At 74.3% G+C, this 24,937-nt stretch carries 20 protein-coding genes and 1 pseudogene; 10 read left to right on the top strand and 11 right to left on the bottom strand.

What is annotated here, in order from left to right:
- Positions 1-119 precede the first annotated feature (119 nt).
- Both ACF059_RS15145 and ACF059_RS15140 read right to left on the bottom strand, forming a co-directional pair.
- The gene (locus ACF059_RS15145) at positions 120-5,066 is read right to left on the bottom strand and encodes a DNA-binding protein (protein WP_392056726.1); all 4,947 of its coding nucleotides are present in this window, start codon (positions 5,064-5,066) and stop codon (positions 120-122) included.
- Positions 5,067-5,152: 86 nt separating this feature from the next.
- Positions 5,153-6,019, bottom strand: coding sequence for a DUF4132 domain-containing protein (locus ACF059_RS15140; protein ID WP_392056723.1), 867 nt, complete (start codon positions 6,017-6,019; stop codon positions 5,153-5,155).
- 205 nt (positions 6,020-6,224) lie between these two features.
- Between ACF059_RS15140 and ACF059_RS15135 the strand changes: the two genes are divergently transcribed.
- Positions 6,225-6,944 carry a DUF1524 domain-containing protein gene (locus ACF059_RS15135; protein ID WP_392056501.1) on the top strand — a complete coding sequence of 240 codons (720 nt, stop codon included), beginning with the start codon at positions 6,225-6,227 and terminating at the stop codon, positions 6,942-6,944.
- Positions 6,941-7,228 (top strand): hypothetical protein, encoded by a 288-nt coding sequence (locus ACF059_RS15130; protein ID WP_392056498.1) that lies wholly within the window; start codon positions 6,941-6,943, stop codon positions 7,226-7,228. Before ACF059_RS15135 ends, ACF059_RS15130 begins: the two co-directional genes overlap by 4 nt.
- A 7-nt stretch (positions 7,229-7,235) precedes the next feature.
- Here ACF059_RS15130 and ACF059_RS15125 read toward each other — a convergent pair whose 3' ends face one another.
- From ACF059_RS15125 to ACF059_RS15115, 3 genes and pseudogenes are all read right to left on the bottom strand, one after another.
- Positions 7,236-8,351, bottom strand: coding sequence for a hypothetical protein (locus ACF059_RS15125; protein ID WP_392056720.1), 1,116 nt, complete (start codon positions 8,349-8,351; stop codon positions 7,236-7,238).
- A gap of 69 nt (positions 8,352-8,420) precedes the next feature.
- A pseudogene (locus tag ACF059_RS15120) lies at positions 8,421-9,044 on the bottom strand (ankyrin repeat domain-containing protein); the annotation flags it as partial.
- A 168-nt stretch (positions 9,045-9,212) separates the two neighbouring features.
- On the bottom strand, positions 9,213-9,746 hold the full coding sequence (locus ACF059_RS15115; protein WP_360905227.1) for a GNAT family N-acetyltransferase: 534 nt from the start codon (positions 9,744-9,746) through the stop codon (positions 9,213-9,215).
- Positions 9,747-9,897: 151 nt separating this feature from the next.
- Here ACF059_RS15115 and ACF059_RS15110 point away from each other — a divergent pair, with 151 nt between their 5' ends.
- A complete protein-coding gene (locus ACF059_RS15110; RefSeq protein WP_392056495.1) occupies positions 9,898-11,223 on the top strand; it encodes a sulfite oxidase in 1,326 nt (441 codons plus the stop codon).
- On the opposite strand, the gene ACF059_RS15105 is transcribed toward ACF059_RS15110, so the two are convergent.
- On the bottom strand, positions 11,220-12,449 hold the full coding sequence (locus ACF059_RS15105) for an alpha/beta hydrolase family protein (RefSeq protein WP_392056492.1): 1,230 nt from the start codon (positions 12,447-12,449) through the stop codon (positions 11,220-11,222). The two genes, ACF059_RS15110 and ACF059_RS15105, sit on opposite strands and share 4 nt — an antisense overlap.
- Positions 12,450-12,557: 108 nt before the next feature.
- Positions 12,558-13,532 (bottom strand): isopenicillin N synthase family dioxygenase, encoded by a 975-nt coding sequence (locus ACF059_RS15100; RefSeq protein WP_392056489.1) that lies wholly within the window; start codon positions 13,530-13,532, stop codon positions 12,558-12,560.
- Between the two features lie 274 nt (positions 13,533-13,806).
- On the opposite strand from ACF059_RS15100, the gene ACF059_RS15095 reads away from it, so the two are divergent.
- Positions 13,807-14,553 carry a VOC family protein gene (locus ACF059_RS15095; RefSeq protein ID WP_392056717.1) on the top strand — a complete coding sequence of 249 codons (747 nt, stop codon included), beginning with the start codon at positions 13,807-13,809 and terminating at the stop codon, positions 14,551-14,553.
- 16 nt (positions 14,554-14,569) lie between these two features.
- Here the strand turns inward: ACF059_RS15095 and ACF059_RS15090 are convergent, their stop codons facing one another.
- The 3 genes from ACF059_RS15090 to ACF059_RS15080 form a co-directional block, all read right to left on the bottom strand.
- Positions 14,570-16,669 (bottom strand): xanthine dehydrogenase family protein molybdopterin-binding subunit, encoded by a 2,100-nt coding sequence (locus tag ACF059_RS15090; RefSeq protein WP_392056486.1) that lies wholly within the window; start codon positions 16,667-16,669, stop codon positions 14,570-14,572.
- Between the two features lie 97 nt (positions 16,670-16,766).
- Positions 16,767-17,762 carry an FAD binding domain-containing protein gene (locus tag ACF059_RS15085; RefSeq protein WP_392056483.1) on the bottom strand — a complete coding sequence of 332 codons (996 nt, stop codon included), beginning with the start codon at positions 17,760-17,762 and terminating at the stop codon, positions 16,767-16,769.
- The gene (locus ACF059_RS15080; RefSeq protein ID WP_392056482.1) at positions 17,759-18,298 is read right to left on the bottom strand and encodes a (2Fe-2S)-binding protein; all 540 of its coding nucleotides are present in this window, start codon (positions 18,296-18,298) and stop codon (positions 17,759-17,761) included. The genes ACF059_RS15085 and ACF059_RS15080 overlap by 4 nt, the downstream gene beginning before the upstream one ends.
- A gap of 163 nt (positions 18,299-18,461) precedes the next feature.
- On the opposite strand from ACF059_RS15080, the gene ACF059_RS15075 reads away from it, so the two are divergent.
- Positions 18,462-18,650, top strand: a complete 189-nt coding sequence (locus tag ACF059_RS15075) for a DUF6381 family protein (RefSeq protein WP_392056479.1) — start codon at positions 18,462-18,464, stop codon at positions 18,648-18,650.
- A 108-nt stretch (positions 18,651-18,758) separates the two neighbouring features.
- Here the strand turns inward: ACF059_RS15075 and ACF059_RS15070 are convergent, their stop codons facing one another.
- Positions 18,759-20,129: a M64 family metallopeptidase gene (locus ACF059_RS15070; RefSeq protein ID WP_392056477.1), complete on the bottom strand. Its 1,371-nt coding sequence runs from the start codon at positions 20,127-20,129 to the stop codon at positions 18,759-18,761.
- A gap of 139 nt (positions 20,130-20,268) precedes the next feature.
- Here ACF059_RS15070 and ACF059_RS15065 point away from each other — a divergent pair, with 139 nt between their 5' ends.
- The 5 genes from ACF059_RS15065 (at position 20,269) to ACF059_RS15045 (ending at position 24,935) form a co-directional block, all read left to right on the top strand.
- The gene (locus tag ACF059_RS15065; RefSeq protein ID WP_392056474.1) at positions 20,269-21,648 is read left to right on the top strand and encodes a tetratricopeptide repeat protein; all 1,380 of its coding nucleotides are present in this window, start codon (positions 20,269-20,271) and stop codon (positions 21,646-21,648) included.
- A 172-nt stretch (positions 21,649-21,820) separates the two neighbouring features.
- The gene (locus ACF059_RS15060; RefSeq protein ID WP_392056471.1) at positions 21,821-22,636 is read left to right on the top strand and encodes a hypothetical protein; all 816 of its coding nucleotides are present in this window, start codon (positions 21,821-21,823) and stop codon (positions 22,634-22,636) included.
- A gap of 29 nt (positions 22,637-22,665) precedes the next feature.
- Positions 22,666-22,911 (top strand): hypothetical protein, encoded by a 246-nt coding sequence (locus tag ACF059_RS15055; protein ID WP_392056468.1) that lies wholly within the window; start codon positions 22,666-22,668, stop codon positions 22,909-22,911.
- A gap of 381 nt (positions 22,912-23,292) precedes the next feature.
- On the top strand, positions 23,293-23,574 hold the full coding sequence (locus ACF059_RS15050) for a hypothetical protein (RefSeq protein WP_392056465.1): 282 nt from the start codon (positions 23,293-23,295) through the stop codon (positions 23,572-23,574).
- Positions 23,574-24,935 (top strand): hypothetical protein, encoded by a 1,362-nt coding sequence (locus ACF059_RS15045; protein ID WP_392056463.1) that lies wholly within the window; start codon positions 23,574-23,576, stop codon positions 24,933-24,935. The genes ACF059_RS15050 and ACF059_RS15045 overlap by 1 nt, the downstream gene beginning before the upstream one ends.
- The last annotated feature ends 2 nt before the right edge of the window (positions 24,936-24,937 follow it).

Genomic DNA, 24,937 nt, shown 5'->3' with positions numbered 1-24,937 from the left:
GCCCGCGGGGGGGGGGGGGGGGGGGTGGTGGGGGGGCCGGGGGGGGCGCGGCGGGGGGGGGGCGGGGCGGGGCGGCCCCCGCCCCCCGCCGCGCCCCCCCCCCCCCGCGGCCCCGCCTGTCAGCGCCTGCGGGTGCGCTTGACCTTGAGCTCCGCGAAGCGCGGTACGTCGCCCTCGCGGACCCGCTGCCAGGCCCGGCGGTAGAGCTCCGCGGCCGGTTCGGCCGGTACCAGCGGCCCGCGCTGGGTGTGGCCGTACATGGGGAGCTTCCACTGCTCCACCGGCAGCGCCGGGGAAGGCCGCTCCGCCCATCCGCCCGGCAGGAACAGCGAGCGCCCGGCCCGGCTCCGCTCGGCCGACACCACCAGGTCGGTGGCGGCCAGTTCGGCGCGGGCGGCCTTGAGCCGGGCGGGCTTCCAGCCGGTCCAGCGCGCGGTGTTGCGGTCGGTGGGGTCGGGCATGGCGAGCAGCGCGAGGTACAGGGCGGCGGCGTCCGCGCCCAGCCCGTACTCGGCGCCCACCTGCGCCACCAGCTCGGGAACCGACCGGCTCGGGTCCTGCGGCCACCAGGTGCCGTCCGGGTCGGCGGCGCCCGCCGCCGGTGCGCCCGGGTCGGCGAGCAGGGCGGCGAAGCGCGGGTCGTGGACGGCGCGCAGGGCCGTCTCGACCGCGGAGGGCCGCTGGTCGTCGCCGCGCAGGACCGCCAGGTACGGGTCCGAGCCCGTGGAGTCGAGCAGCGCCGGGCGCAGCGCGGGCTGGGGCTGGTCGTCGTGGGTGGCCATGATCACCGCGCCGTACCGCTCGAAGCCCTCGCCGGTCTCGGTCGGGGTGCCCGCCGCCTTGCGGAAGTCGGAGAGCCGCGCGTAGTGCTCGCCGGCGAGCAGCAGTTCGGGGGCGGCGAGCCGCTCGCGTACGGCCGTCAGCGCGGGCGGCAGGGCCGCTCGTAGCGGATCGCCCGCGGGCAGCCGGTGGGCGAGCCAGGCCATCATCGCCGTGGCGCCGGTCAGGACCGCCGAGGTGAAGGGGTCGGTGGCCGGCTCGCGGGGCTCCGCGCGGTCGCCCTTCACCGTCCACGCGACGTCGACGGACAGCTCCCGGGAGGCGGCCGGGTCGAGGAGCGCGGACAGGGCGCGGGGCACGGGCCATCCGGTACGCATCACCCGCGAGGCCTCGGTGAGCAGCCACTCGGGCACGGGCGTACGGCGGCCCACGCGCCGGTTCCACACGTCGGCGGCGGCCGCCGCGTCGGGGCCCTCGGTCCACAGGAGGGCCGGGTCGGCGGGCAGCAGTGCGGCGACGACGGCCCGGCGGACGACGGTGTCGAGCCTGGCGAGCTCGTCGCGGGCCTGGTCGGCGGCGGCGACCTTGACGCCGAGGAGGGTCCGCAGCTCGGGGGTGAGGAAGTTGCTCCACGGGGTCTCGATGCACGGCAGACCGGCGACCACCAGCCGCGCCAGCGCCGCGGGCACCCCGGTGAGCCGGGCGAACTCGTCGGCGGCTCCGGGGAAGAAGGGCGCCGGGCCGCGGTCGGCGGCTTCGGTGAGGAGGCGGGACAGCCAGTCGTGGCCGCGCTGCGGGTCGCCCACCGGCGAGGCGCCGCGCACGGTGTACGGGCCGGGGACGGTGAAGCGGCCCGTGGGGTCGTGGAGCAGGGCGCCGAACTCGTGGCCATCGGTGACGGGTTCGCTGTGCTCGGTCGTGGCGAGGACGGCGCCGCCGCCGAGCGGGAGCACGGCGCGCCGGTGCAGGTCGCGTGCGCTTCCGTCGGGGGCGAGCAGGTGGCGCTGGTCGAGGCGGACGAAGACCCGGCGCCAGTGGTCCGCGGATCCCTCGGCGCTGGCCAGGCCCAGCGCGTCGATCGCGCGGAGCAGGCTGAGGACGGCGGCGCGTTCCTCCTCGCCGGTCGCGACCGCGACCGCACGGTAGGCAGCGGCGGCGGGCTGGTCGAGCAGGGGTGTCCAGATCAGGGCGGAGTGCGGCAGGGCGGGCACGTCGAAGTGCAGCCTGCCGGGTACCTCGACCGTCCCGGTGTCGGCGCTCGCGGCGGCGAGTTCGCGCAGGAAGCGGTGGGCGACGTCGGTGGGTGCGCCCTGGCGGTAGTAACCGGTGCCGGTGAGTCCGCTCAGTGCCTGGTCGATCAGGTGGTCGGACGGGCCCTGCGTGCCGGGCCCCGCTTCGGCGTCCTGCCGCAGCCGGGCGGCGACCCCGTCGAGGGCCTCCTGCTGGACGAGGGCGAAGCGCAGGACCTCGACGATGCCGCCGATCAGCTCGGGGGCGGTGACCCGGGGCAGGGCCGCGCTCACCAGGGCGGGCAGGTTGCCGGAGGGCGCCGCGGCGGCGGCCTTGAGCAGGGCGCCGACCGTTTCCCGGTCGGCGGTGCGCAGCGCGGCCGAACCCTCCGGGTCGCGGGGGCGCAGGGCGTACCAGTGGGAGAACGGGGGGAGTTCCACCGCACCGGTGCGACGGTCGTCGTCGCGCGCCTGCGCGGTGATCACCCCGTCGGGGTCGGTGATGGTCAGCTCGTGGTAGCGGTTCGACAGCGCGCGCGGCCGGTCGTCGCCCGGGAAGGTCAGCGCCGCGAGCGGCATGGTGCCGTCTTCGGGGACGATGACGGTGCGGCCGCCGGTGTCGGCTCCCCGCCAGCCCTGGCCGGGGATGCGGGCGGTGCGCCAGCCGAGCAGGCCGCCGACGGGCGCACCGAGCACCGAGCCCGGTACGGCGGGCGTCGGCCGCAGCCGGCAGGAGGACCCGACGGAGGTGGCGTCGACCGGGTACCCGTCCACCGGACCGGCCAGGGCTGCGGACAGCGCTCCGGGCAGGACTCCTGCCAGAGCCCCGGACAGCGCGCCGGGCAGGGAGTACCGGCCGAGGTCGCCGGTGGCGGGGTCGTACTCGCGCCAGCCGCGCTCCGCGCCCTCGGCGGTCCGGTCGCGCTCCTGCCACACCCAGTACGAGGCGCCGTCGCACAGCATCGGCCGCTCGTCCGGGAGCTTGGTGTCACCGCGGTGCAGGACGCCGCCGCCGGTGGTGCGCCCGCCGTCCGGGAGCGGCAGGCTGAGGTGTTCGGAGCGCAGCTGCCAGTGGGCGCGGTCGGTCGCGAGGCTGAAGACCGAGCCGGGCGCGGTGTGCCAATAGCCCTGCGTCTCGTTGGAGCTCCAGGAGCTCCAGAAGACCAGCAGTTCACCGTCGACGTAGTGGAACCCGTAGCGGTACTCGGAGCCGGTGGGGACCCGCAGGTCGTGCGTGAGGACGGTGGAGTCGGCGTCGATGACCCGGACCTGGTGGGAGTTGGCGACGATCAGGTACGGCCAGGCCTCGACGACGGTCAGGCCGTGCCGGTGGTGGGCGGTCGCCAGGTCGGCGACGGTGCTTTCCCAGGCGGGCCAGGTCAGTTCCTCGAAGAGGCCGCCCCGCAGGGTGCGGGCCAGGGTCTCGCCGAGGTCGGCGGCGGCCGCGGCGGCCACCTCGTCGGGGGCGAGCTCAAGTGCCTCGGCGGGCAGCCAGGTCAGGCGGGCGATGGCGTCGGGGACGCCGGGCAGGCCGGCGGCGGTGGAGGCGCGGGCCACGCCGCGCACCCACTCGGTCAGCACGGGCCGGCCGCCGGGCGAGGCGGCGACGCGGCGGATGACGTCGTGGCCGTCGTGGCCGAGGCAGTTCAGCGCGTGGTGGAACGCGGGGTGGAAGCGCCCGTCGGCGGCGATGGCCAGCAGGTCGCGGCGCTGCTCGGCGCCGGCCCAGTCCGTCAGGTTGAGCTGGCCGTGCCGATAGCTCTTCTCCTCGGTGTCGGGGTCGGCGACGGGGATCTCCAGGCTGAGCAGCAGGTCGAGGAGGTCGGCGTCCTCGACCCCCACCCGCAGGCCCGGCTCACGCCCGGGCCGGGCGAGTTCCGCGCGCAGCCGGGGCGCACAGCGCTCGACGAGGTCGAGGAGCGCGGCGGGCGTGGGGCGCGGGCCCCAGCCGCTGTGGCGGGCGGCGTGGAAGCGCTCCAGCCAGCCGGCCGCACCGTCGGGGCAGCGCTCCTCGTCGGGCAGGTCCGCGCAGGTCAGCCCGGCGGTCGCGCCGGACTCCTCCAAGACCTCCAGCCACAGGTCGGTCAGCTCGGCCCCGTCGCCCCCGCTGGGCGGCGTCAGCCCGAGGAGCGTGCCGCGTACGGCGGGAACGCGGCGGGCGAGCGCCACGAGAGCCGTACGGTGCGCCTTCCACCAGCCGACGGGAGCCCGCAGGGTGGCGGGCAGCGGCAGCAGCTCGGCGAGGTACTCCTGCTCGGACTCGGTGCCGGTCATGCCCGCGGCGCGGGCCAGGCGGCGCAGTTCGACCGCGGCCTGGGCGGAGGGCGGCAGCCCGCCGGCGGTGCGGCGCACGCACAGGCGGCGGAAGCGGTCGTGGGCCTCGGCGGGGGTGACGCGGCCGGACAGAGCCTTGCCGTAGCCGGTGAGCACCTTCACCGGCAGGGCGCCGGCCAGGGCGAACTCCAGGAAGACGGCGTCGAGGCGGTCCTCGTCGACGCTCAGGCCGTGCTCGGCCTCGGCCGCGCGGGCGCGGCCGAACAGCTGGGCGGCGTAGGTGGTGTTCTCGACGCCGAGGAAGACGCGGGCCGCCTGCTCGTGGAAGACGGGCAGGAAGTGCGGGACGGAGGCGCCGAGGCGGCCGGCCAGTTCGAGGCAGTCGTCGAGGGCGGCCTTGGGCTTGGTCTTGGCCTGCCGGGCGATCCGGTCGAGCTCGGGGACGACGGCGAGGGCGTGGTGGCCGTCCTCGGGGTGGTGCACGAGGACCCACTCGGGGAAGCCGAGCGCCTGGCGCCGGGTCAGGCCGACGACGGGCGGCTCGCCCTCGTCCCGTACGAGCCCCAGGAAGCCGGCGGCGAGGTCCTCGGCCTCACCCAGTTCACCGGCCGTGAGCCGGACGACGACGCGGTCTTCGCCGAGGCCGGGGTGGCGGTAGGTGCGCGCGGTCAGGTCGACGGCGGTGGGGCCGGCGCCGGTGGTGCCGCGCGGCAGGACGGCGCCGGCCTTGAGCAGCAGTTCGGCCTGGCCGGCCGCATCGTCGGTCGTCACGTCGTCGGTCATCGCGTCGGTCTTCATCTCGTCGTTCGTCTCGGTGCTGGGCGCGGCGCTGGTCTCGGTCGTGTTCTCGGTGCTGGTGTCGGTGCCGGTCATGCGTTCCGGCCCTCCTCGATCGTGCGCCCGGCGTACAGCGCGGCGGCCATCCGCATCCCCTCGGACCAGGCCACCGGTCCGACCTGGGCCAGGGGCACCGTCCGGCCGTCCTCGTCGTGCCAGTTGAGGGCCCCCGTGCTCGTCTCGTCCTCGTAGTAGGGCTCGCCGATCCAGACGGCCGCCTCCGTGCCGGGCCCCGCGTCGCGGACCTTGCAGGTGGCGTAGCCCCCGGAGACCCGGTAGCCGAGGCCGGTCGCCCGGGCGGCCAGGCCGAAGCGGGTGGGGAAGACCCCGCCCGCGTAGTCGCGGACCTCGGTGGCGGTGGCGGACAGGCCGGCCGGCTTCTGCCAGGTGGCGCGGTGGATCTGCTCGACCCGCTGCACGATGCCCAGCTCCGCCGCGAACTCCCGTACGTCGTCCAGGTCGGGCAGCAGCACCGGGTGCGGGAGGGTCACCGTGCGCGGGGAGAGCCGTACGGTCTCACCGTCGAGGTTGACGACCTTGAGCTCACCGGAGGCGGTGGCGTCCCGCAGGAAGCCCACCTCGTCCGGGTCGTCACCGACGACCGCGACGTCGCGCAGGGCGCTGCGCCAGGCCTCGTCCGGCCAGACCCGGGCGAGCAGCTCGGTCGGCACGGGCAGCGAGGACACCATCCAGCTGTCGACCTGCGCGAGGCAGGCCGCCTCGTGCCGGTCGAGCCATGCGGCGAGCCGGCGCAGCCGGTCCACCTCGGGATGGTCCTTCAGCGCCTTGGGCAGGGTCTTCAACTGCCGCCCCGCCGCCCGGCCCGTGGCGGCCCTCGCCGCCACCCGTCCCTCCACGAGGGCGATCTCGTACGCCTCGCCCGCCGCCAGCCATGCCACCATCAGCCGTGCCCCTCCCGCATGTACCGATCCGCTTCCGCGCAGCCCTGACAGGGGGGCCAAACCCCCCTGAGCTGCGGTATGTCGGGAGACTAGCGAGAGCCACTGACAATGCCCGTCGCCGGGTCGTCGGCCGGTTGATTGTCCGGTTCTGGGTACGCTCTCCCCGACGGTGTGCGGAGCGGTACCGGCTCGGGGTGGGGTTATGGGACGTCATATACGGGTGCGCGGTGCGGCCGTCGCGGCCACGCTGCTGCTGGCGGTGGCGGTGGCCGGCTGTTCCGATCCGTCGGCGCCGGGTTCCCCGGACCCGAAGGCCTCGGGCCCGCGGTCGGCGCCCCCGGCCGGTGGCGGACCGGCGGGCGGGGACGTGCTGCCCGGCATGGTGGGCACGGCCGAGGCCCGGACGCGGCTGGCCGCGCTGAAGGTGGCGCCGGTCGGCACGATGGCCGGGTACAGCCGGGACAAGTTCGCGCACTGGGCCCAGCAGGGCAACAAGTGCGACACCCGTGAGGTCGTCCTGGAGCGCGACGGCAAGGACGTCACGCGGGACGCCGAGTGCCGGGCGGTCTCCGGCACCTGGAAGAGCCTCTACGACGGGGTGGTCGTCACCGAGGCGGCGAAGATGGACATCGACCACATGGTGCCCCTCGCCGAGGGCTGGCGCTCCGGCGCGGCCGGCTGGGACGCCGCCAGGCGCAAGGCCTTCGCCAACGACATGACCCACCCGCAACTGCTGGCGGTGACCGCCGCCTCGAACCGCTCGAAGGGCGACCAGAGCCCCGACCTGTGGCAGCCGCCGGACAAGTCGAGCTGGTGCCAGTACGGGCGGGCCTGGACCACCGTCAAATCCGTCTACGGACTGACCGTCACCGAACCGGAGAAGAAGATGCTCACCACGATGCTGGACACCTGCTCCTCATGACCGGCGCGCGCCACGAGCAGTGGCAGGACGAGGTGCTCGCCGGGCCGGGCGGGGCCATGACCGACGAGGTCGGCGTCATCACCGGCCCGCTCACCCTGCGCACCACGGCCGTGGCCGGGGACCTGGCCCGGTTCGACGTCCAGTACAAGGACGCCGACGAGTGGTACACGCTCACGGGCAGCCCGGTGCCCCACCACGGCGCCCCGGACGCCCTGCACCGCGCCGCCCTCGCCGCGATCCGCGCGGGCCACGCCGCCGAGGCCCCGCGTACGGGAGCCGCCTGAGCGGGGCTCAGAGGACGGCGACGCCCAGCGGCCGCGTACCCGCCGGGAGGCGGCGGGTGGCGCCCGTGTCGAGGTCGACGACCGTGATGCCGTTCCAGTGGCCGTCCCGGGTGTAGCCGCCCGTGACGTAGGCGGTGCGGCCGTCGCGGGACACGGCCACGTCCTCGTGCGGGCCCTCCAGCGGATACACCCGCTCGGCGCCGTCCGGTGAACGGACCGTCAGGGACGGGCCGTTGCCCTCGCCCGGCTCCACCGCGCCGGTGCCGACCACCAGGAGCCGGCCGTCGGCCGTGAGCGTGACGCCGTGCTGGTGGGTGTCGGCGGTCATGGGCTCGACGGTGGTGCGGCCGGTCCGCGGGTCGACCACCGCGAGCCGCTCGCCCTCGAAGGGCAGGAGCAGCATCCCGTCCGACGGGCGGACGGCCGTGTAGTGGGGCTTGAGCCAGGAGCCGAGTCCGCCCTCGGTTCCGTAGGGGGCGACCTGGATGCGGCGCGTGCGCAGCGAGCCGGCCGCGACGACGGTGACGTCGAAGGAGTCGTGGCCGGTGACGTAGACCTCGGCGCCGTCCGGGGAGACGTCCACGTCGAAGGGGCGCCGGCCCACGGGTACGACGGCGGTGACCTGCGGACGCGCCGTGTCGATGACCTCCAGGACCCCGTGGGCGCCGGGCACGTTGACCCCGACGTACGCGTTCGCGCCGTCGGGTGAGAGCGCGATGCCCATGCCGCCGCCGCGGTACTCGCCGTCGGTGACCGGGCCGGTGTCCGTGCGGTGGGGGACGAGGGCCAGCCGTACGCGGGTGCGCGTGTCGACGACGGCGACGCCCTCGGCCGTGGCCACCCACGCCCGGCCGTCCGGGCCGACGGCCAGTCCGTACGGCGCCCTGCCGACGGTGACTGAGGCGACTGCGCCGCGCCGCGGGTCCACGAACGTGACGGTGTCGGCGCCGAAGTCTGCGGTCAGGAGCAGCCCGTCCGGTGTCGGCGCGGTGGCGGGCAGCGGGGAGGCCGCGGACGGCGCCGGGCTCGGCGCGGCGGTCCCCTCCTGCGTGCAGGCGGCGAGCAGCAGGGCCGCGGCGAGCCCCGTGAGGGCGGTACGGGCGCCCCGTGCGCGGCGCTTCACCGGCCGCTCCCCCGCGCCGCGAGCCACGGCGGGCGTCCCGGCGGTCGCGGTGACACTGCCCGGACCGGTAGCCCCGGCATCACCGTCTGCCCCGGCGCCCCCGGCCGCCCGCAGGAGTCGCGCCATGCCGTCGAAACCGCGGCGGGCGGCGTGCTCGTACGGGGTGACCCCGTCGTGGTCGGCCCGTAGGGGGTCGGCTCCCGCCGCGAGCAGCGCCGCCACGACCTCCTCGTGGCGCGGGCCCCCGTCGCCGAGGATCACCGCCTCCAGCAGGGCGGTCCAGCCGAGCCGGTTCACGTGGTCGACGTCGACGTCCGTCTCGTCGAGCACGGCCCGCACGTACGCGGTGTGACCCCGCTCGGCGGCTGGGATGAGGGAGGTCCCGCCGAAGCGGCCCGGCTGCTTCAGGTCGGGTCCGGCGGGCAGCAGCAGGCGCATCATCCGGACGCTGCCGGTGACTCCGGTGACCAGCCAGGCGCTGTCCCCGCGGGAATCGGCGGCGTTCGGGTCGGCTCCGGCGGCGAGCAGCAGCTCGGCCACGGCCAGGTGGTCGCCGAGCGCGGCGAGCAGCAGGGGCGTGCGCAGCCGGTCGTCGCGGGTCTCGACGGCGGCCCCCGCGGCGAGCGCCGCGCCGACCGCCTGCGCGTCGCCGCGCCGGGCCGCGTCGAGGAGCAGTGCATCGTGCGCGTTCATGGTGTCCCTCTCGGCTCCGGGCGGGGAGGACGGCGTACGTCCTCCCGCTCCCCCGTCCATGCTCGCCGCGTAGGGGTCCCAGGCCGGTCAGCCCGCCGGCCGGAGCGCCCGAGCGGTCCGGGGGACCCCCGGGTCAACCGATCGGCCGATGTGCCCGGCGGAGCCGTGTCAGGCCTCGTACTCGGTGAGGTCGATGCCGTGGATCTGCAGGAGGTAGTGGTGCTCGGGCTCCGTGGTGTCGCGTTCGAGCACCATGCCGAGCTTGCGGATCACGTTCTCGGAGTCGTCGTTGCCCGACCGGTTGATGGCGATGACCCGGTCGAGACCGCGGTCCTGGAGCGCGAACTCGAGGGTGGCCTGGGCGGCCTCCGAGGCGTAACCCTGGCCCCAGTACTGGCGTCCCAGGCGCCAGCTGATCGCGATGTCCGGCAGCGCCTCCGGCAGGTACTCGGGGACCGAGAGGCCGACGACGCCGATCAGCTCGCCCGAGGCGAGGAGTTCGACGGCGAAGAGTCCGAAGCCCTCCTCGTCCCACTCCTCCTCCCAGCGCTCGATCTCCTCGGCGGTCTGGTCCAGGTCGAGGGTGGAGCCGTCACCGATCCAGCGCATCACCTCCGGATCGGCGTTGATCTCCGACAGGGGGACGAGGTCGTCGTCGGTCCAGCGGCGGAGGAGGAGTCGGGGGGTACGGATCTCGGTCATGCCCCACATCCTGCCGAAATTCCTCCGACCAGCGGTAATCGGCCGTTGCGGGGATGTTTCAGATTCGTGGCCATGGCGGTGGGAAGGTATCCGCGGCCCGCCCCGGGCCCCTACGGTCCGTCGGGAACCACGACCAAGGAGTGACCGCGTCATGCCGCACGACCTGTCGGACGACCTGTCGGACGAGAGCCACTACGACCGCACGCGCCTGCGGCAGTGGGCGCGCGGCCGCGCCCGCTCCGCCGGAATGGACCGCCGTGACCTGCTCAAGCTGTTCGCGGCGGGGGCGGCCGCCGGATCCATGGGACTGGCCGCGGGCGCCGGCCCGGCCTTCGCCGCCACGGACACCGCGGCGGCCGCAGCCGCGGCCTCAGGTGCGCCCGGCGCCCTCGCCGCGCCGGGCATCCTCAAGCCGCTGCCGCCCGAGCTGTTCACCCTCCGCGGCACGAACGCGGAGACGAACTTCGCGGCCCTGCGCGGCACCGGCCTGCTCACCCCGGTCGACCGGTTCTTCGTGCGCAACCACACCTCCACCCCGCGCGTCGACCCCGGCCGATGGCGGTTGAAGGTGTGGGGCGACGGGCTCGCGGGCGGCCCGGTGGAGTTCTCGTACGAGCGGCTGCGCGCCCTGCCGGTGGTGGAGCGGACGCTGTTCCTGGAGTGCGCGGGCAACGCCCGGAGCTTCTACGCCACGCAGCAGGGTCAGGCCGTCACCGGCACGCCGTGGACCCTGGGCGCGATCGGCGTCGCCCGCTGGCGCGGCGCGCGGCTGTCGGACGTCCTGCGGCAGGCGGGCGTGACCCCCGGCGCCGTCGACGTCATGCCGCGCGGGCTGGACGACGAGGTGACCGCGAACGGGGTGAACCTGGGGCGGGTGCGGCGCCCGCTGCCGGTGGCGAAGGCGCTGGACGACGTCCTGCTCGCGTACGAGATGAACGGGCAGCCGCTGCCCGCGGACCACGGCGGTCCGGTCCGCCTCGTGGTGCCGGACTGGGTCGGGATCTCCTCCATCAAATGGGTCGGGGACATCGAGGTGAGCGCCGAGCCGCTGTACTCGCCGTGGAACACCGAGATGTACCGGCTGTTCGGGCCCGGCCATCCGGCGGAGGGCGGTCCGGTGGTGACCCGGCAGACCCTCAAGAGCGCCTTCGAGCTGGACCTGGGGGCCACGGTCCGTGTGCACCGGCCCCGGGTGCTGACCGGCCGCTCCTGGTCGGCTGCGGCGCCCGTGACCCGTATCGACGTCAGCGTCGACGGCGGTGGCCACTGGCGGCGGGCCCGGGTGCACGACACCCCGAGCCGCGGCGGCTGGGTGCGCTGGTCGGTGCCGTGGACCCCGCGGGTGACGGGCGCGACGGCCCTGCTGGCGCGGGCGACCGACGCGACCGGGCGGACGCAGCCCGAGACGTCGGCCCACAACACGCAGGGCTACCTCTTCGACGCCGTCGTACGCCACCCGGTCACGGTGGTCCCCTAGGACACCCCTTGTCCGACCTCGGTGTGGAAGCGGGCCTCCGGCGCGTCGGCGGACGGCCCGTCGAGGACGGGCTGCGGTACGCCCTTCAGATGCTGGTCGAAGAAGGCGCCGACGTAGCGCCGGGTCAGTTCGACGGAGCGGCCCCCGGGGAGCGGGACCTCGGGGTCCGGGAGGCCCAGTTGCTCGCCGATCGCCGGGAAGTCGGAGAAGGAGAAGTGGCCGGAGCCGTCGAAGGTGATCCAGCGCTTCCAGCCGTCGAGCCGGGGCCAGGTCTCGTCCCAGCTCTTGTTACCGCCGGGGCGCCGGGCCTGCGCACCGAGCAGCATGAAGGGGCGGCCGCCGAGACCGGCGTCGGCGACCGGTGCGGAGAATCCGCCGTCCATGTTGACGCCGGCGAGGATCCTCGGGTCGGCGGCCATCGCGGTGGCCGCCGAGGCGCCGCCGAGGGAATGCCCCGCCATCGCGATGCGGTGCGCGTCGATGATTCCGGCGTGGCGCCAGGCCGCGCGCGGGCCGGTGAGGCGGTCCAGCAGGAAGGACACGTCGCGGGCGCGGGTGACGGCGACCGTCCCCGTCCCGCCCGCCTGATCGGCTTTCTCGCAGGCCAGGCACGTCAGTACGCGGCCGCCGGGAAAGGCGGTGCCCACGCTCTCGTACGCGTGGTCGACCGCGGCGACGACGTAGCCGCGCGAGGCCAGGTCCTCGGCGAGCGAGGTGAGGGTGGCGCGCGGGACGGTGAATCCGGGAGAGAGCACGATCAGCGGGTAGCGGCCCCCTGCGGGGCGGGCGCCGGGCCGGGCGTGGGTGGCGACGCCGGCCAGGGTCTCGGCGGGGATCGCCTGGTCCAGTCCCCGGTCGACCAGCAGGAGCCGGGCCTCCTCGCGGGTGAGGTAGCGCGCAGTCCTGCCGGTGTCGCGCCGCGCCGGGTAGCGCAGGGTGACCATGAGCTCGCGCGGGCCCGACCCGGCCCAGGGGTCGGTGCGGCTGTGGTCCACCAGGTGCAGGTCCTCCTGGCCGACCGCGAAAGGACCGGTGGGGCGCGCGAGGTGCACGGCCGCGCGGCGGCTCTCGGCGCTCAGGTCCGCGGTCTGGTCCGCGGTCTGGTCCGCGCTCCGGTTTGTGGTCGGGGACCCGGCGGCGGACGCGGTGCCGGCGGCGGCGAGCGGGGCGGGCAGGAGGAGGGCGAGCAGGGTGAGTGAAGCGGCTGCCGTTCGTCGTCGTGTCATGAACGCCACGCTAGGCGCGCCCTGTTGGCGGGTCGTCAGCTGTGGGAGGGACGACGCGTCAGACCGCGGGCGGCCTCCGGTGGCCCGCCGGTCATTCCGAAGTCGTAGTCAGGACGATTGATGCACGGCGATCGAGTCGAGCTTGCCGCGCAGGTACGCGTGGGAGTCGACGGGCGGGTGCACCACGCGGCCGACCGGGGCGGGCAGGGACTCCACTCGGGTGTGCGGGTCGCACTCGTAGAAGTAGACGAGCGAGATCAGTTCCTCGGCCGGCGCGTCGCCGGGCGGGGGAAGTACCCGGTGGCGGCCCGCGCGCCAGCGGTCGCCCGTCCAGCGTGCCATCAGGTCGCCGATGTTCACGGTGAGCGCCGCCGGATCGTAGGGCGCGTCCTGCCAGCCGTCGGCATCGGTGTGGATCTGGAGCCCGCCGGAGCCGAGCTGGCGGTCGAGGACCGTGACCGTGCCGAAGTCGGTGTGCGCCCCGATGCGGAACTGGCCGGGCAGCGGCGGGCCCACGGTCTCGGCGCCCGGATACCAGTTGAGGTTGAACCCCCAGGTGGGATGTGAGGTGTGGCGGGTGAAGTGGTCCTGGTCCAGCCCGAGCGCGCTGGCCAGCAGTTCCAGCAGCTCGTCGGACAGGGCCCGCATCAGCCCCAGGTACTCGGTCACCAGCGGCCGCAGCTGCGGCACCTCGGCCGGCCAGACGTTGGGCCGGAACCACTCGGCGTCGACGGCGGGGTCACCGGTGGGCTCGTCCGCCGCGAAGGACCAGGATTCCTTGAGGTCGGGCGGCGAGGGCTCGCCCTCCGCGTAGCTGTTGGCCTCGGCCCCGGGGCCGAGCCAGCCCCGGTCGCCGACCGTGACCGCGTACGGTTCCTTCGCCGCGGCGGGGAGCCGGAAGAACGTGCGGGCGGCGTCCCGGATCCGCGCGGGCAGCGAGGGGTCCACCCCGTGCCCGGTGACCAGCAGGAATCCGGCCGCGCGCAGGGCCTCGTCGACGCGGGCGGCCGTACGGGCGCGCGCCGGCGCCCCGCCGGACCGCCACGGCCCGAGATCGATCACGGGGACCTGGGAACCGACCATGGGAGACCTGCCTTCCGAGGCTGCGGGTGGGGGCCGTCCGGGACTGCGGGTGGGGGCCGTCCGGGACCGAGGCTATCGGCGTGGACGGCCGGGCGCGCCCGACACGGAGCGTGATTCTCGGCCACCTTCCGTGGGCTTTCGCCGCCGCCGGCCGCGAGGATCATCCCGAAATGTTCCAGAAGGCCCAGAATGGGACTGGGACTCACGAGGGACGGAGCGAGCGGTGGAGATTTCGACGCGGGAGGTCTTCGGCGCCCCGTGCTGGGTGAGCCTGATGGCACGCGACCTCGATACGGCGCAGCGCTTCTACGGGGCGGTCGCGGGCTGGAGGTTCCGCCCCACCCGTCTCGGCACGGCCTTCACGGTGGCGTACCTGGACGGCGTTCCGGTCGCGGGCATCGGTGCGCTGGCCAGTGACCTGGGCGTCGCGGTGGCATGGACCCCGTACTTCGCCGTGGACGACGCCGATGTGGCGGTGGACCGCATCCGGGAACGCACCGGGACGATCGCGGTCGGTCCGGTCTCCTTCGAGTCCGGCGGCCGCGGGGCCCTCGTGGCGGACCCCGACGGTGCGGTGTTCGGGATCTGGGAGGGCGATGTGGCCGCGGACTGGCGGGTGGGCAAGGGCCCCGCGCCGGCCTGGCTGGAACTGCGCACCCGCAACGCCCTCGACGCGGCGATGTTCTACGGCGCGGTGCTGGAGTGGGCCACGGGCCGGGAAGGCTGCTGCGAGGTCTCCTACGAGGAGGACCAGGTCGTGCTGCGGCAGGAGGGCGAACCGGTCGCCCGCCTCAACAGCGGACCGGTCGAGATCGCCTCGTACTCCCCGCACACCAGGCCCCGCTGGCACGTCCACTTCCGGGTTCCCAAGCTCCGGCCGGCCATAGAGGCCGCCGTCGCGCTGGGCGGGCGCACCGTCTCGGACATCACCTCCAACGCGGAGGAGCGGTGGGTGACCCTGCGCGACCCGGACGGCGCCCTGTTCACCCTCACCACCGCCCTCGGGTCGGACACCGACTGATCACTGCCGGAACTGATCAGCGCTCCGGGCCGAGGACGGCCAGGACCCGGTCCGGTGTGAGGGGCAGCTCCCGCAGCCGGTGGCCGGTGGCGTGGCAGACGGCGTTGCCGATCGCGGCGGCCACCCCCACGATGCCGATCTCGCCGATGCCCTTGCCGCCCATGGGGGTGAGGTGTTCGTCGCGCTCGTCGATCCAGTGCGCCTCGATGGCGGGCACGTCCGCGTGCGAGGGCACGTGGTAGGCGGCCAGGTCGCTCTGGGCGAAGTCGCCGTAGGCGGGATCGACGGCGCTGTGCTCGGTCAGGGCCATGCCGAGGCCCATGACCATGCCGCCGATGAACTGCGACCGCGCCGTCGTCGGGTTCAGGATGCGCCCGGCCGCGTACACGCCGAGCAGGCGGCGTACGCGGACCTCGCCGGTGACCGTGTCGACCTGGACGTCGGCGAAGTGCGCGCCGAAGGCGTGGCGGGCGTACGGGGGCTTCTTCTTGGCCGCCTCGGTCGTGTCGGCCACGGCCGACAGCCCCTCGGGCGGCAGCGGCCCCGGGTGGCGGGCGAGCCGGGCGGCGAGGTCGGTGCAGGCCTCGTGGACCGCCCACCCCCAGGACGCCGTTCCCGCGGAGCCGCCGGCGAGCGGGGCCGCGGGCAGGCCGGTGTGGCCGATGGCCACCGTCACGGACGCGAGCGGCGCGCCCAGGGCGTCGGCGGCGACCTGGGCGAGGACGGTGCGCGCGCCGGTCCCGAGGTCGGTCGCGTTGAGTTCGACGAGGTAACCGCCGTCGGGGTGGGCGCGGGCCCGCGCCGTGGAGGGGCCGATCCAGACGGGGTAGGTGGCGGCGGCCACGCCCACCCCGCGCAGCAGCGGCCCGTCACGGCGCGGGGTGCGCCCGGCCTCCCAGCCGAACCGGGCCGCGCCCTCCCGCAGGCACTCGACGAGGTGGCGGCTGCTGAAGGGGCGGCCGCTGTCCGGTTCGACGGCCGGCTCGTTGCGGATCCGCAGTTCCACGGGGTCCATGCCGAGCGCGTCCGCCAGCTCGTCCATGGCCGATTCCAGCGCGTACATGCCGGGGGTCTCGCCGGGGGCGCGCATCCACGAGGGGGTGGGGACGTCCAGGGCGACGACGCGGTGGCTGGTGCGCAGGTCCGGTACGGCGTACATGACCCGGGCGGGGACGGCGGCCTGTTCGACGAACTCCCGGACGCGGGAGGTGTGGGTGGTGACCGCGTGGGTGAGGGCCGTGAGGGTGCCGTCGCGGCGGGCGCCCAGGGCGAGCCGGTGCAGGGTGGGGGCCCGGTGCCCGACCGTGGCGGCCATGTGGCGCCGGGGCAGGGCGAGTGTGACGGGGCGTGCGGTGTGCCGGGCGGCCATGGCGGCCAGGACCACGTGCGGGCGCGGGGTGCCCTTGCAGCCGAAGCCGCCGCCGACGTGTTCGGACATGACCTCGACGTGGTCCTCGGGCACGCCGAAGAGCGCGGACAGGGTCGTCCGGACGGTGCCGGCGCCCTGGCTGGAGTCGTGGACGCTCAGGCGGTCCCCTCCGGCGTCCCAGACTGCGGTGGCGGCGTGCGGCTCCATGGGGTGGTTGTGGAGCGGGGGCACGGTGTACGCGCAGTCGATCCGTACGGGTGCGGCGGCCAGCGCCGCGTCCGGGTCGCCCTGCTCGCGCTCGGCCGGGTAGCCGCCGTTGACCTCTTCGGGCGTGTAGGCGCCGGGGTGGTCCTCGTACAGGACCGCGTCGTGCGGTTCGACCGCGTAGTCGATCCTCACCGCTTCGGCGGCGGCGCGGGCGACCTCCGGGGTGTCGGCGATGGCCAGGGCCACGTACCAGCCGCGGTGCGGGACGGCGTGGTCCTGGAGCACCTGGAGGGTGGGGTCCTCCCAGGGGCCGAGCCGCGGCGCGTTGTCCGGGGTGAGGACGCCGAGTACCCCGGGCATGGCCAGGGCGGCGGTCGTGTCGACGGCGGTGACGCGGCCGCGGGGGACGGTGGCGGGGACGGGCCAGGCGTAGGCGCAGCCGGGCGGGGTGTGGTCGGCGGCGTAGCGGGCGGCGCCGGTGACCTTCTGCGTGCCTTCCGCGCGGATGGTGGGGGTGCCGAGGGCCGGGTGGGCGGGCATCGCCTGCTCCTCTGGGGGTTCACGGACGCGGTCTGCGGGGGTCTGCGGGCGGGTCACGGGCGGGCGGGTCACGTGTGGGCGGGTCACTGCGGGCGGGTCACGTGTCCGAACGGGCCAGCGCGCCGAGCACGTCGCATGCCAGGTTCCCGGCGAGTGCCACCTTGAAGGCGTTGTCGCCCAGGGGCCGGGCCCCGGCCAGTTCGGCCTCGACCGCCTGCCGGACGGCTTCGGGGGTCGGCGCGGACCCCGTGAGGGTGCGTTCGAGGGTGCCGGCGCGCCAGGGCCGGTGGGCGAGCCCGCCGAAGGCGACGGCGACCCGCCGTACGAGACCGGCGTCGGCGTCGAGGTCGAGCACCACGGCGACCGAAGCCAGCGCGAAGGCGTACGAGGCCCGGTCGCGCGCCTTGCGGTACCGGGAGCGGGCGCCGGGCGCGGCGGCGGGCAGGAGCACCCCGGTGACGATCTCACCGTCGCGGATTTCGGTGTCCTGCTCGGGGTGGTCGCCGGGCAGCCGGTGGAAGGCGGTGGCCGCCACCGTCCGGGTGCCACCGGTCGCGTACAGCTCGACGTCGGCGTCGTACGCGGCGAGGGCGACGGCCATGTCCGAGGGGTGGGTCGCGACGCAGTGCGGGGAGTGACCGAGTACGGCGTGGTCGCGGTGGATGCCGTCGAGCGCGGAGCAACCGGAGCCCGGCTCGCGCTTGTTGCAGGCCTTGGAGACGTCCTGGAAGTACGTGCAGCGGGTGCGCTGGAGGAGGTTGCCGCCGGTGGTGGCGACATTGCGCAGTTGCGGGGAGGCCCCGGCGAGGAGGGCCTGGGCCAGGGCCGGGTACCGGGCGCGTACGAGGGGGTGCGCGGCCACGTCGCGGGCGCGGGCCGTGGCGCCGATGCGCAGGGCCCCGCCGGGCAGCTCCTCGATGGCGTGGAGCGGGATGCGGGAGAGGTCGACGAGGGTGCCGGGGGTCTCGACGCCGAGTTTCATCAGGTCGACGAGGTTGGTGCCGCCGGCGAGGTAGCGGGAACCGGGACGGGCGGCGTGGGCCTCGGCGGCCTCCTGGAGGGTGGTCGCCCGTACGTAGTCGAAAGGCTTCATCCGGCCACGTCCTGCACGGCCCGGACGATGGCCGGATAGGCGCCGCAGCGGCAGAGGTTGCCGCTGAGCCGCTCCCTGATCTGCTCCTCGGTGAGGGTGACCGGGGGGTGGGTACTGGCTTCGGCTTCGGCTTCGGCGAGCAATGCGACGGCGGAGCAGAGCTGGCCCGGTGTGCAGAAGCCGCACTGGAAGGCGTCCCGTTCCACGAACGCGCGCTGGAGGGCCGCCGCGTTGTCGTCGCCGCTGTCGGCGAGTCCCTCAACGGTGGTGACCTCGGCGCCGTCCTGGGCGACGGCGAGCAGCAGGCAGCTGTTGACCCGCCGCCCGTCGAGGAGCACGGTGCAGGCCCCGCACTGGCCGTGGTCGCACCCCTTCTTGGCCCCGGTGAGGTCCAGGTGCTCCCGGAGGGCATCGAGGAGGGTGACGCGGTGGTCCAGCCGGAGGGAATGCCCGGTGCCGTTGACGCGCAGCGTGACGGTGGTGCTGGTGGCGCCGACGGGGGAGGCGGCGGCCTGCGGGGGATCGGTTCGGCTCACCCCCACAGACTCGCCGAACGCGCCCGCCGCGGCATCCGCGGTCGGCCATTCGCGGGCTCCCGCGCCCCGGCGTCACGCTGGGTGACGCTTCGAGATGCGGGCGAACGGCAGTACTGGTTCGCTGAATCCGCCCGCTCTCCCCCACAGATCCAAGGAGCGATCAATGAGCGTTTCAGGCGAATCCCGCGGCCGGTCCCAGCAGATGCGCGACAAGGCGCAGGAACTGAAGGACGCGGCCGAGCGGTCCACCGACCCGGAGGAGCGCCGACGGCTGCAGGAGAAGGCCCGCCGCCTGCAGGAGCAGAGCGAGCAGGAGGGCCGCATGGACACACGGGGCATGGACCCCATGTAGTTCGGGAGCCCCTGGCTCCGCCCCCGCCGGTGTCCGCCGCGATCCTGTCGCCGCGGACACCGGCTTCGGCGCGTCACCGGGTTCGGCGCGTCGCCGGCTTGGTCAGGTCTACAGCCGGACCTGCCAGGCGGCGGTGGAGCGCAGGGTCGGCAGTACCTTCGGGTCGCGCACCGACGGCGTGCGGTCCTCTGCCGTGACCGAGAGCCGGTGCGTGCGGAAGTCGAACAGCCACAGCTCCGCCACGGACACCTCGCTGCGGCCCTCGAACCGCTTCAGCTCCCTGCCGTCGAGGTACCAGCGCACCACCAGTTGCCGGCCGTCCGCGCCGGTCAGCGCCGGCACGGCCACCTTCGCCGTGTGGCGCAGCCTCAGGGTGCTGTCGGTCGGGGTGAGCGCGGTGACGGTTCGTGCGTGCTGGTAGAAGCCGGCGATCATCGACTCGACGCCGGGCAGGTTGAAGGGCTTGCCCAGGACCCGCATCAGCGAGTTGTCGGTGGGCCGGTAGAGGCCCGTGACGTAGTAGTTGCCGCCCTCGTAGGTGCCCACCGTGCCGCCGTCGGGCGACGGCTCGCCGAGCCAGCGGTACCACTTGGCCCGCTGCGCGGCCATCCGGTCGGCGGACAGGCCCGAGCTGTTGGACTCGGCGGGCTCGCGGCCGGTGTACTTCTCGTAGTCCGGCACGCCCGTGTAGAAGTACTCGTCGGCGAGCTTGCCCAGCGAGTGGCCCGTCTCGTGGATGGCGACCTGGCCGGACTTCGCGTGGCCGGCCGAGGCCGTCGATATCCCCTCGTAGCCGAGGGTGGGGCTGGGCTCGTTGTAGCCGGCGCCGCCGTACTTGGCGCTGTTGGCCAGGACGATGACGAGGTCGGCCTCCGGCGCCTTCGCCACGTACGTGTCGACCTTGGGCTGGTCGATGCAGAGCAGCCGCTCGATGCCGTCGCACCAGAAGTACGAGCCGAGGGCGGTGTCGCGGACGGTGGCCGGGTCGGGGTCGCCGGAGACGCCGGAGTCGTGGGAGACCGCGTCGACCGTCCAGACGTTGAACAGGTTCCGGTAGGTGGTGTACGGCTCGACGGCCGTCACCTCGCCCCATTTCTGCGCGGCGTCGGAGCGGAACCGCTCCAGTTCGCCGGCGGTGTAGCCGTCCCCGACGATGACGACGTCGAGGCGGTCGGCGGTCGGGCCGTTGTCGACCATCTTGACGACCTCGCCGTCCGCCGCCCGCTCGGCCTCGGAGAGCCGGCCCGCGCTCTTCGCGGGGCCGGCGGCGGCCGGTACCCGGGTGTGGCCGGATCCGGCGAAGCCGCCGTGCTCCGGGCCCGGGATCTCCACCTCCACCCGGTCCTTGGCCGGGGCGTCCACCGCGCGGGCGGGCCCGGCGGCCACGAGCGCGGCGGTCGCGACGACCATCGCGGCGGCCCCGCGCAGGGCGGAGCGTACGGCCGGGCGCCGGAGGCGGCGTCCTCTGACTGGATCCATGAAGTCCTCCCCCAGGAAAGGGAATTAAGCAGCTTGTTAAGCGCACTGAAACAGCTGCTTAAACTAGGGGGCGCGTGAGAGGTGCGCAATGGCCTGCTCCCCCTCAATACTGGGGAGTTCGAGCAACCAGGGGGATTCCATGGACGAACCGGCGCGTATCGGCCGCAGGGTTCAGCGCATGCGCGGCGAACTCGGCCTGACGCAGCGGCAGTTGGCCGAGCCCTCGTACACCTCGGCCTACATCTCCACCCTGGAGTCGGGCAAGGTCCGCCCCTCCGAGACCGCGCTGCGCTTCCTCGCCGCGCGCCTGGGCACCTCGTACGAGGAGCTGGCCACGGGTCGTCCCGCCCATCTGGCCACCGAGCTGCGGCTCGCCCTCACCGACGCCCAGCAGACGCTGTCCACCGGCGCGGCCGACGAGGCCGCCACCCGCTACCGGAGCCTGCTCGCCGAGGCCACCGACCTCGGGCTGACCTCCGAACAGGCCGAGGCGCGGCTGGGGCTCGGCGAATGCGCGCTGGAGGCGGGCGAACTGCCCGACGCGATCGCCCACTTCGAGGCGGCCGAGCGGCTCCTGGCCGAAGAACCGCTCCCCCGGCGCGCCCGCCCGATCCGCGGCCGCGCCGTCGCGCACCTGCTGGCCGGTGAGCTGCGCTACGCCTGCTACCTCCTGGAATCCACCATCGACGAGCTGGGCGCGAGCGGGCTGGCCGACCCCGAGGCACTGGTGCTCCTCTACGCGGCGGTGATCGGGCCGTACATCGACATGGGGGCCCTGGGCCGCGCGGCCCACGCGGCCGAGCTCGCGCTCGCGCTGGCCCCGCAGGTCAGCGACCCGGCGCTGGTGGCGGGCATGCACCGGCAGGTGGCCCGGACCTTCCTGGCCGAGGGCCGGGTGGCCGACGCCGACGCCTCCCTCGCCAAGGCCCAGGAGATCTACGGTCAGCTGCGGCTGCGGACCGATCTGGCCCACTGCCACTGGATGCGCGGCTACGTACAGGCCCAGAACGGTGAACTGGAGTCAGCCGAGCGCGAGTTGCGCACGGCCCGGGACATGCTGTCAGCCCGGCGGGCCGGGCTGTACACGGCCCAGGTGGAGGTCGAACTGGCCGACGTCCTGCGCCAGCTCGGCCGTTTCGACGAGGCCGCCCGGCTGCTCTCGACGCTGCTGGAACTGGGAGACAGCCACGGCGCGGTACACGCGGGCGGCGCGCACCGGCTCCTCGGCCTGATCGCCGAGGAGCACGGCGAGACCGAGTCGGCCGAGGAGCACTACGTACAGGCGCTGGCCCTGCTGGAGCGCAGCGGGGCCAGCGGCGACCTGGCCGATCTGTGCAGGCTGCTGGGCGACCTGCTGCGACGTACAGGCCGGGTGGAGGCGGCGATGGACGCGTACCGCACGGGCCTGGGCCACCGGGCGGCGCCGGGCACGACCACCCTGGGCCCGGCACCCGCGTCGCCCGCCTTCGGCTCCGCCCGGCTCGGCGCTTCCCGGTGGGCCGCAGATCACACGGAATAAACTCCCCCTTGAGCGACGGTTGCGCTGGCTGCGGCGGCTGGCCCAAGCGCGTCCACGGCTCCTGTCTGCGCCTTCCCGCCGACGTACGCAGCGCGGGCTGGGCGACCTGGCTTGTGGCACGTCTCCGCACGCGTGCGATCATGCTGTTCGCCGACGTGGCAAGGAGGGGCGGATGGCCAGAGTATGGGTGACGGTATGTCTGCCGGCCGAGGCCGCAGGCGATATCGAAGGGGCGCTTGCAGAGGCCCTCGCGCCCTTCTACCTGGACACGTCTGACAACCCCGTCGACCGTGGCATGTGGGACGCACGCCACATTTCCGGTGGCAGCGACGGCATGGGTTTCGCAGTCGCCCCGGGACACATGGGCGACCCCAGACTCATCCACGACGACCCCGGATACGACGGTTCGCCCCGTCCCAACGTCCCGGGCGTCTGCGCCGGGGGACCCCGTGCTCTGCTCAATTTCTCGCAGCCGAACCTTGCCCACGAGCGCGCGGTCGCCGCGTCCTGGGACCTGTGGCACAGCCTGTCCGCCCTCCACCCCCCAGCCGTTCCCCTCGCGGTCTTCGTCGACCGCTGGCGGAACGATCCGGACGCGTTCCCCGGTGACCGGTGGGGAGACGAGATGCTCTCCGCCTACCGGGCTCAGCCGCTGATCAGGGCGTACCTCGACCACCCCTTCAGCCTCAACTTGGGGTATCTGGGGTTCGTGGGCCCTGCCGGCCCCCAGGAGCACCCGGTGATCGGCTACGACGGAACCCGCGCCGAGTACATCCGTGAGTTCACCAGGCAACACCCGCCGGACACGGACGTGCTCACCTTGGACGGTTGGTGGCTGGAAGGCGGCAGCCATGCCGTGCACGCCTCCTGCGATCCGGGTTCTTGCCCTCACGACCCTCCGAAGCCCACCGTATGGCGTGGCAGCGAGGCGTACCTCGCGGACCTTCCCGGCGACACCATCCTCGTCCGGCTCCGCTGCCACGCCTGATGTCACTCCCGCTGCACGCTCCACGGAAAGTGAGCCAGAACCCTTCAACCGACAGCGGATCAGCCGGCGCGGGCTGGAGACCCAAGACCGGCCACGCGGACATCTGCCGCAACGCCGGTGGCCTGGACGGCCTCGACCTCATCATGTGCCTGGGCACGGTCATCGCCAAGGTAAAGCTGGAGGATGAGGTCGGCAGCTCCCCGGACCCGGCCACCGTCCATTCCTTGGCCCAGCTCTTCGTCCCCCGTATCGACAAGGCCGCCGCAGCCTCCTGAAACAGGCGGGGGGTGCACGAGAGGATCGGTGTCCGCCGCCACGTGCTGGCGGCGGACACAAACAAGCGGTTCGTGGAGCGATCTCTGAGCCGGCCCCCGATCGGTGAGGCGGACCAGATCCAGCGGCCACTGGATCCGGCGTCCACACCCACAGCCGGAGTTGTTGTTCTGTCAGAAAAGGGAGCAGTAGCGGGCAATCGGATGTGCAAAGCTGGGGAAATGACGTGCGATTTCGAAGCGGAATGGACGCGTTCGAAGGGAGAGGCGGCCATGCGTCTCGCCTCCGCCGGGCCGTCGCCCGCACCCAATCCCCAGCCGAATGCGTCCGCGTCGCCGGCCCCTGCGCCGGGGAACGCCGACCTCGGCCTCGTGGACGGCCCCGTGCATTCCAAGGCGTCCGGCATCCGTACGGCGAACGCCGAGGCCCGGGACAAGTCCTCGCTCGACGACGCCGAGGCCGTGGGCCGAAGCCACGCCGGGTGGGCGGCCGGGTCGGCCAGCAACGACTGTGTGGGCGCCTGGCAGCGCAGGCTCCGGGAGCTCGCGGACCTCGTCGACAGCGCGGCTGACGCCCTGACCACGGGTACGAACGCCATCACCACCGAGGACAGGGCGATAGCCGACGGACTGCGCGCGGCCGGCGGCGTGCTGGAGGACGCCTGATGGTTTCCGTCCCCGAGCTGAAGCAGGCCGACCCGCAGAAGTGGCGCACCGCGGCAGACGATGCGGTGGCCGTGGCCAAGCAGTGCGACGGCCTCGCATCCTACGCCCGCGAGGACGTCGCCCGTACGGTCAGCCGGTGCTGGGTCGGCGAGGCCGGTCGCGCCGCGACGGAACGGTTCGTGAAGCACGCCGGCGACTATGAGACGTCCGCGCTCGCCCTGCGCGCGATGGCCAAGGTCTACGACGACCTGGCCGCGGCGATCGAGGCGGCGCAGCGGGACCTGAACAGCGCCCTGGACTACGCCCGCAGCCACGATCTGAAGGTCGACGACAGCGGCCGGGTCCAGCTGTCCCACCCCGTCCTGGTCCCCCAGGGCAGCACCGAGCACCTCGAACCGGTCAACCACGCACAGGGGATCATCGTCGACGCCCTGCGCACGGCGACCCAGGCCGATGTGGAAGCGGCACGCGCCCTGCGCACGATCGAGGGCCTCACCGCTGTCTCCGACCCGAAGCTGGCCAAGGAGGCCCTGACTCCGGGTTCCCCGCTCGCCGTCGCCCTGGCTCTGGCGGGCGGCACCGACGGCCTGCACCCGGTCAACGTCTCCCCGGCCCAGTTCGCCGCACTGAACCGGGCCGCTGCCGAGACGGGCATCAGCCGGAAGCTGCTGCTGGCGATCCTGTGGCAGGAACAGCAGTGGTACCAGAACTTCAGCCCCGGCCTGTCCGGCCCGCTGGCGCAGGCGGGACGTATCTTCGACTGGACGCTGCAGCAGTCACTCAAGCCCGACAAATCCCTCGGCATCACGCACATGAAGCCGGACACGGCGCGGGAGGTGATGGAGCGCAACCGAAGGGCGTTCACGCTTCCGGACGGCACCTTCCTCGGGAGCCTCGGGGATGCGGAACTCACCAAGTACATCGAGGAGAACCCCAACGAGAACATCCGCATGAGTGCCTACCACCTGAAGGACATCCAAGAGAACCCCTACGGGGCGAGGACCGACAAGCAGCTTTTCACCCTGTACGCGGCCGATACTCCGGGCGTCCGGGAGCTGAACGAGCAGTACGGCGACGAGTCGGGTGACCGGGGCGGCGACATCAGGACCCGGGGCGAGAACTGGGACAAGGTGGAGCCGCACCTGGACGACGCCATGGCCTGGTACGCGCTCACGGACGAGCAGCGGACCACCGCCGTGCGCCAGCTCGAATCGCAGACCCCGGCCGGACACCACGTCTCCGTCGACCCGATCTACCATGAGGGCGGCGGGCCGCACACCGGAACGGGAACGGGCCCCGCGGAACCCGGCACCCCCTCCCCCAGCCCGGGACCGGCGCCCCGTCCGCCGAGGAGCAACTGATC

This window comes from Streptomyces sp. NPDC016562, from assembly GCF_043076955.1.
In the GTDB taxonomy this organism is placed as follows: Bacteria; Actinomycetota; Actinomycetes; order Streptomycetales; family Streptomycetaceae; genus Streptomyces.
Note: the sequence above shows the minus strand (reverse complement) of the source record. Positions and strands in the feature narration are given on the sequence as shown.

Excerpts from the sequence above, each read along its gene's own strand:
- ACF059_RS15145 (WP_392056726.1), bottom strand. The coding sequence starts at position 5,066 with ATGACCGACGACGTGACGACCGACGATGCGGCCGGCCAGGCCGAACTG.
- ACF059_RS15135 (WP_392056501.1), top strand. The coding sequence starts at position 6,225 with ATGGGACGTCATATACGGGTGCGCGGTGCGGCCGTCGCGGCCACGCTG.
- ACF059_RS15130 (WP_392056498.1), top strand. The coding sequence starts at position 6,941 with ATGACCGGCGCGCGCCACGAGCAGTGGCAGGACGAGGTGCTCGCCGGG.
- ACF059_RS15115 (WP_360905227.1), bottom strand. The coding sequence starts at position 9,746 with ATGACCGAGATCCGTACCCCCCGACTCCTCCTCCGCCGCTGGACCGAC.
- ACF059_RS15110 (WP_392056495.1), top strand. The coding sequence starts at position 9,898 with ATGCCGCACGACCTGTCGGACGACCTGTCGGACGAGAGCCACTACGAC.
- ACF059_RS15105 (WP_392056492.1), bottom strand. The coding sequence starts at position 12,449 with ATGACACGACGACGAACGGCAGCCGCTTCACTCACCCTGCTCGCCCTC.
- ACF059_RS15100 (WP_392056489.1), bottom strand. The coding sequence starts at position 13,532 with ATGGTCGGTTCCCAGGTCCCCGTGATCGATCTCGGGCCGTGGCGGTCC.
- ACF059_RS15095 (WP_392056717.1), top strand. The coding sequence starts at position 13,807 with ATGGCACGCGACCTCGATACGGCGCAGCGCTTCTACGGGGCGGTCGCG.
- ACF059_RS15090 (WP_392056486.1), bottom strand. The coding sequence starts at position 16,669 with ATGCCCGCCCACCCGGCCCTCGGCACCCCCACCATCCGCGCGGAAGGC.
- ACF059_RS15085 (WP_392056483.1), bottom strand. The coding sequence starts at position 17,762 with ATGAAGCCTTTCGACTACGTACGGGCGACCACCCTCCAGGAGGCCGCC.
- ACF059_RS15075 (WP_392056479.1), top strand. The coding sequence starts at position 18,462 with ATGAGCGTTTCAGGCGAATCCCGCGGCCGGTCCCAGCAGATGCGCGAC.
- ACF059_RS15070 (WP_392056477.1), bottom strand. The coding sequence starts at position 20,129 with ATGGATCCAGTCAGAGGACGCCGCCTCCGGCGCCCGGCCGTACGCTCC.
- ACF059_RS15065 (WP_392056474.1), top strand. The coding sequence starts at position 20,269 with ATGGACGAACCGGCGCGTATCGGCCGCAGGGTTCAGCGCATGCGCGGC.
- ACF059_RS15060 (WP_392056471.1), top strand. The coding sequence starts at position 21,821 with ATGGCCAGAGTATGGGTGACGGTATGTCTGCCGGCCGAGGCCGCAGGC.
- ACF059_RS15045 (WP_392056463.1), top strand. The coding sequence starts at position 23,574 with ATGGTTTCCGTCCCCGAGCTGAAGCAGGCCGACCCGCAGAAGTGGCGC.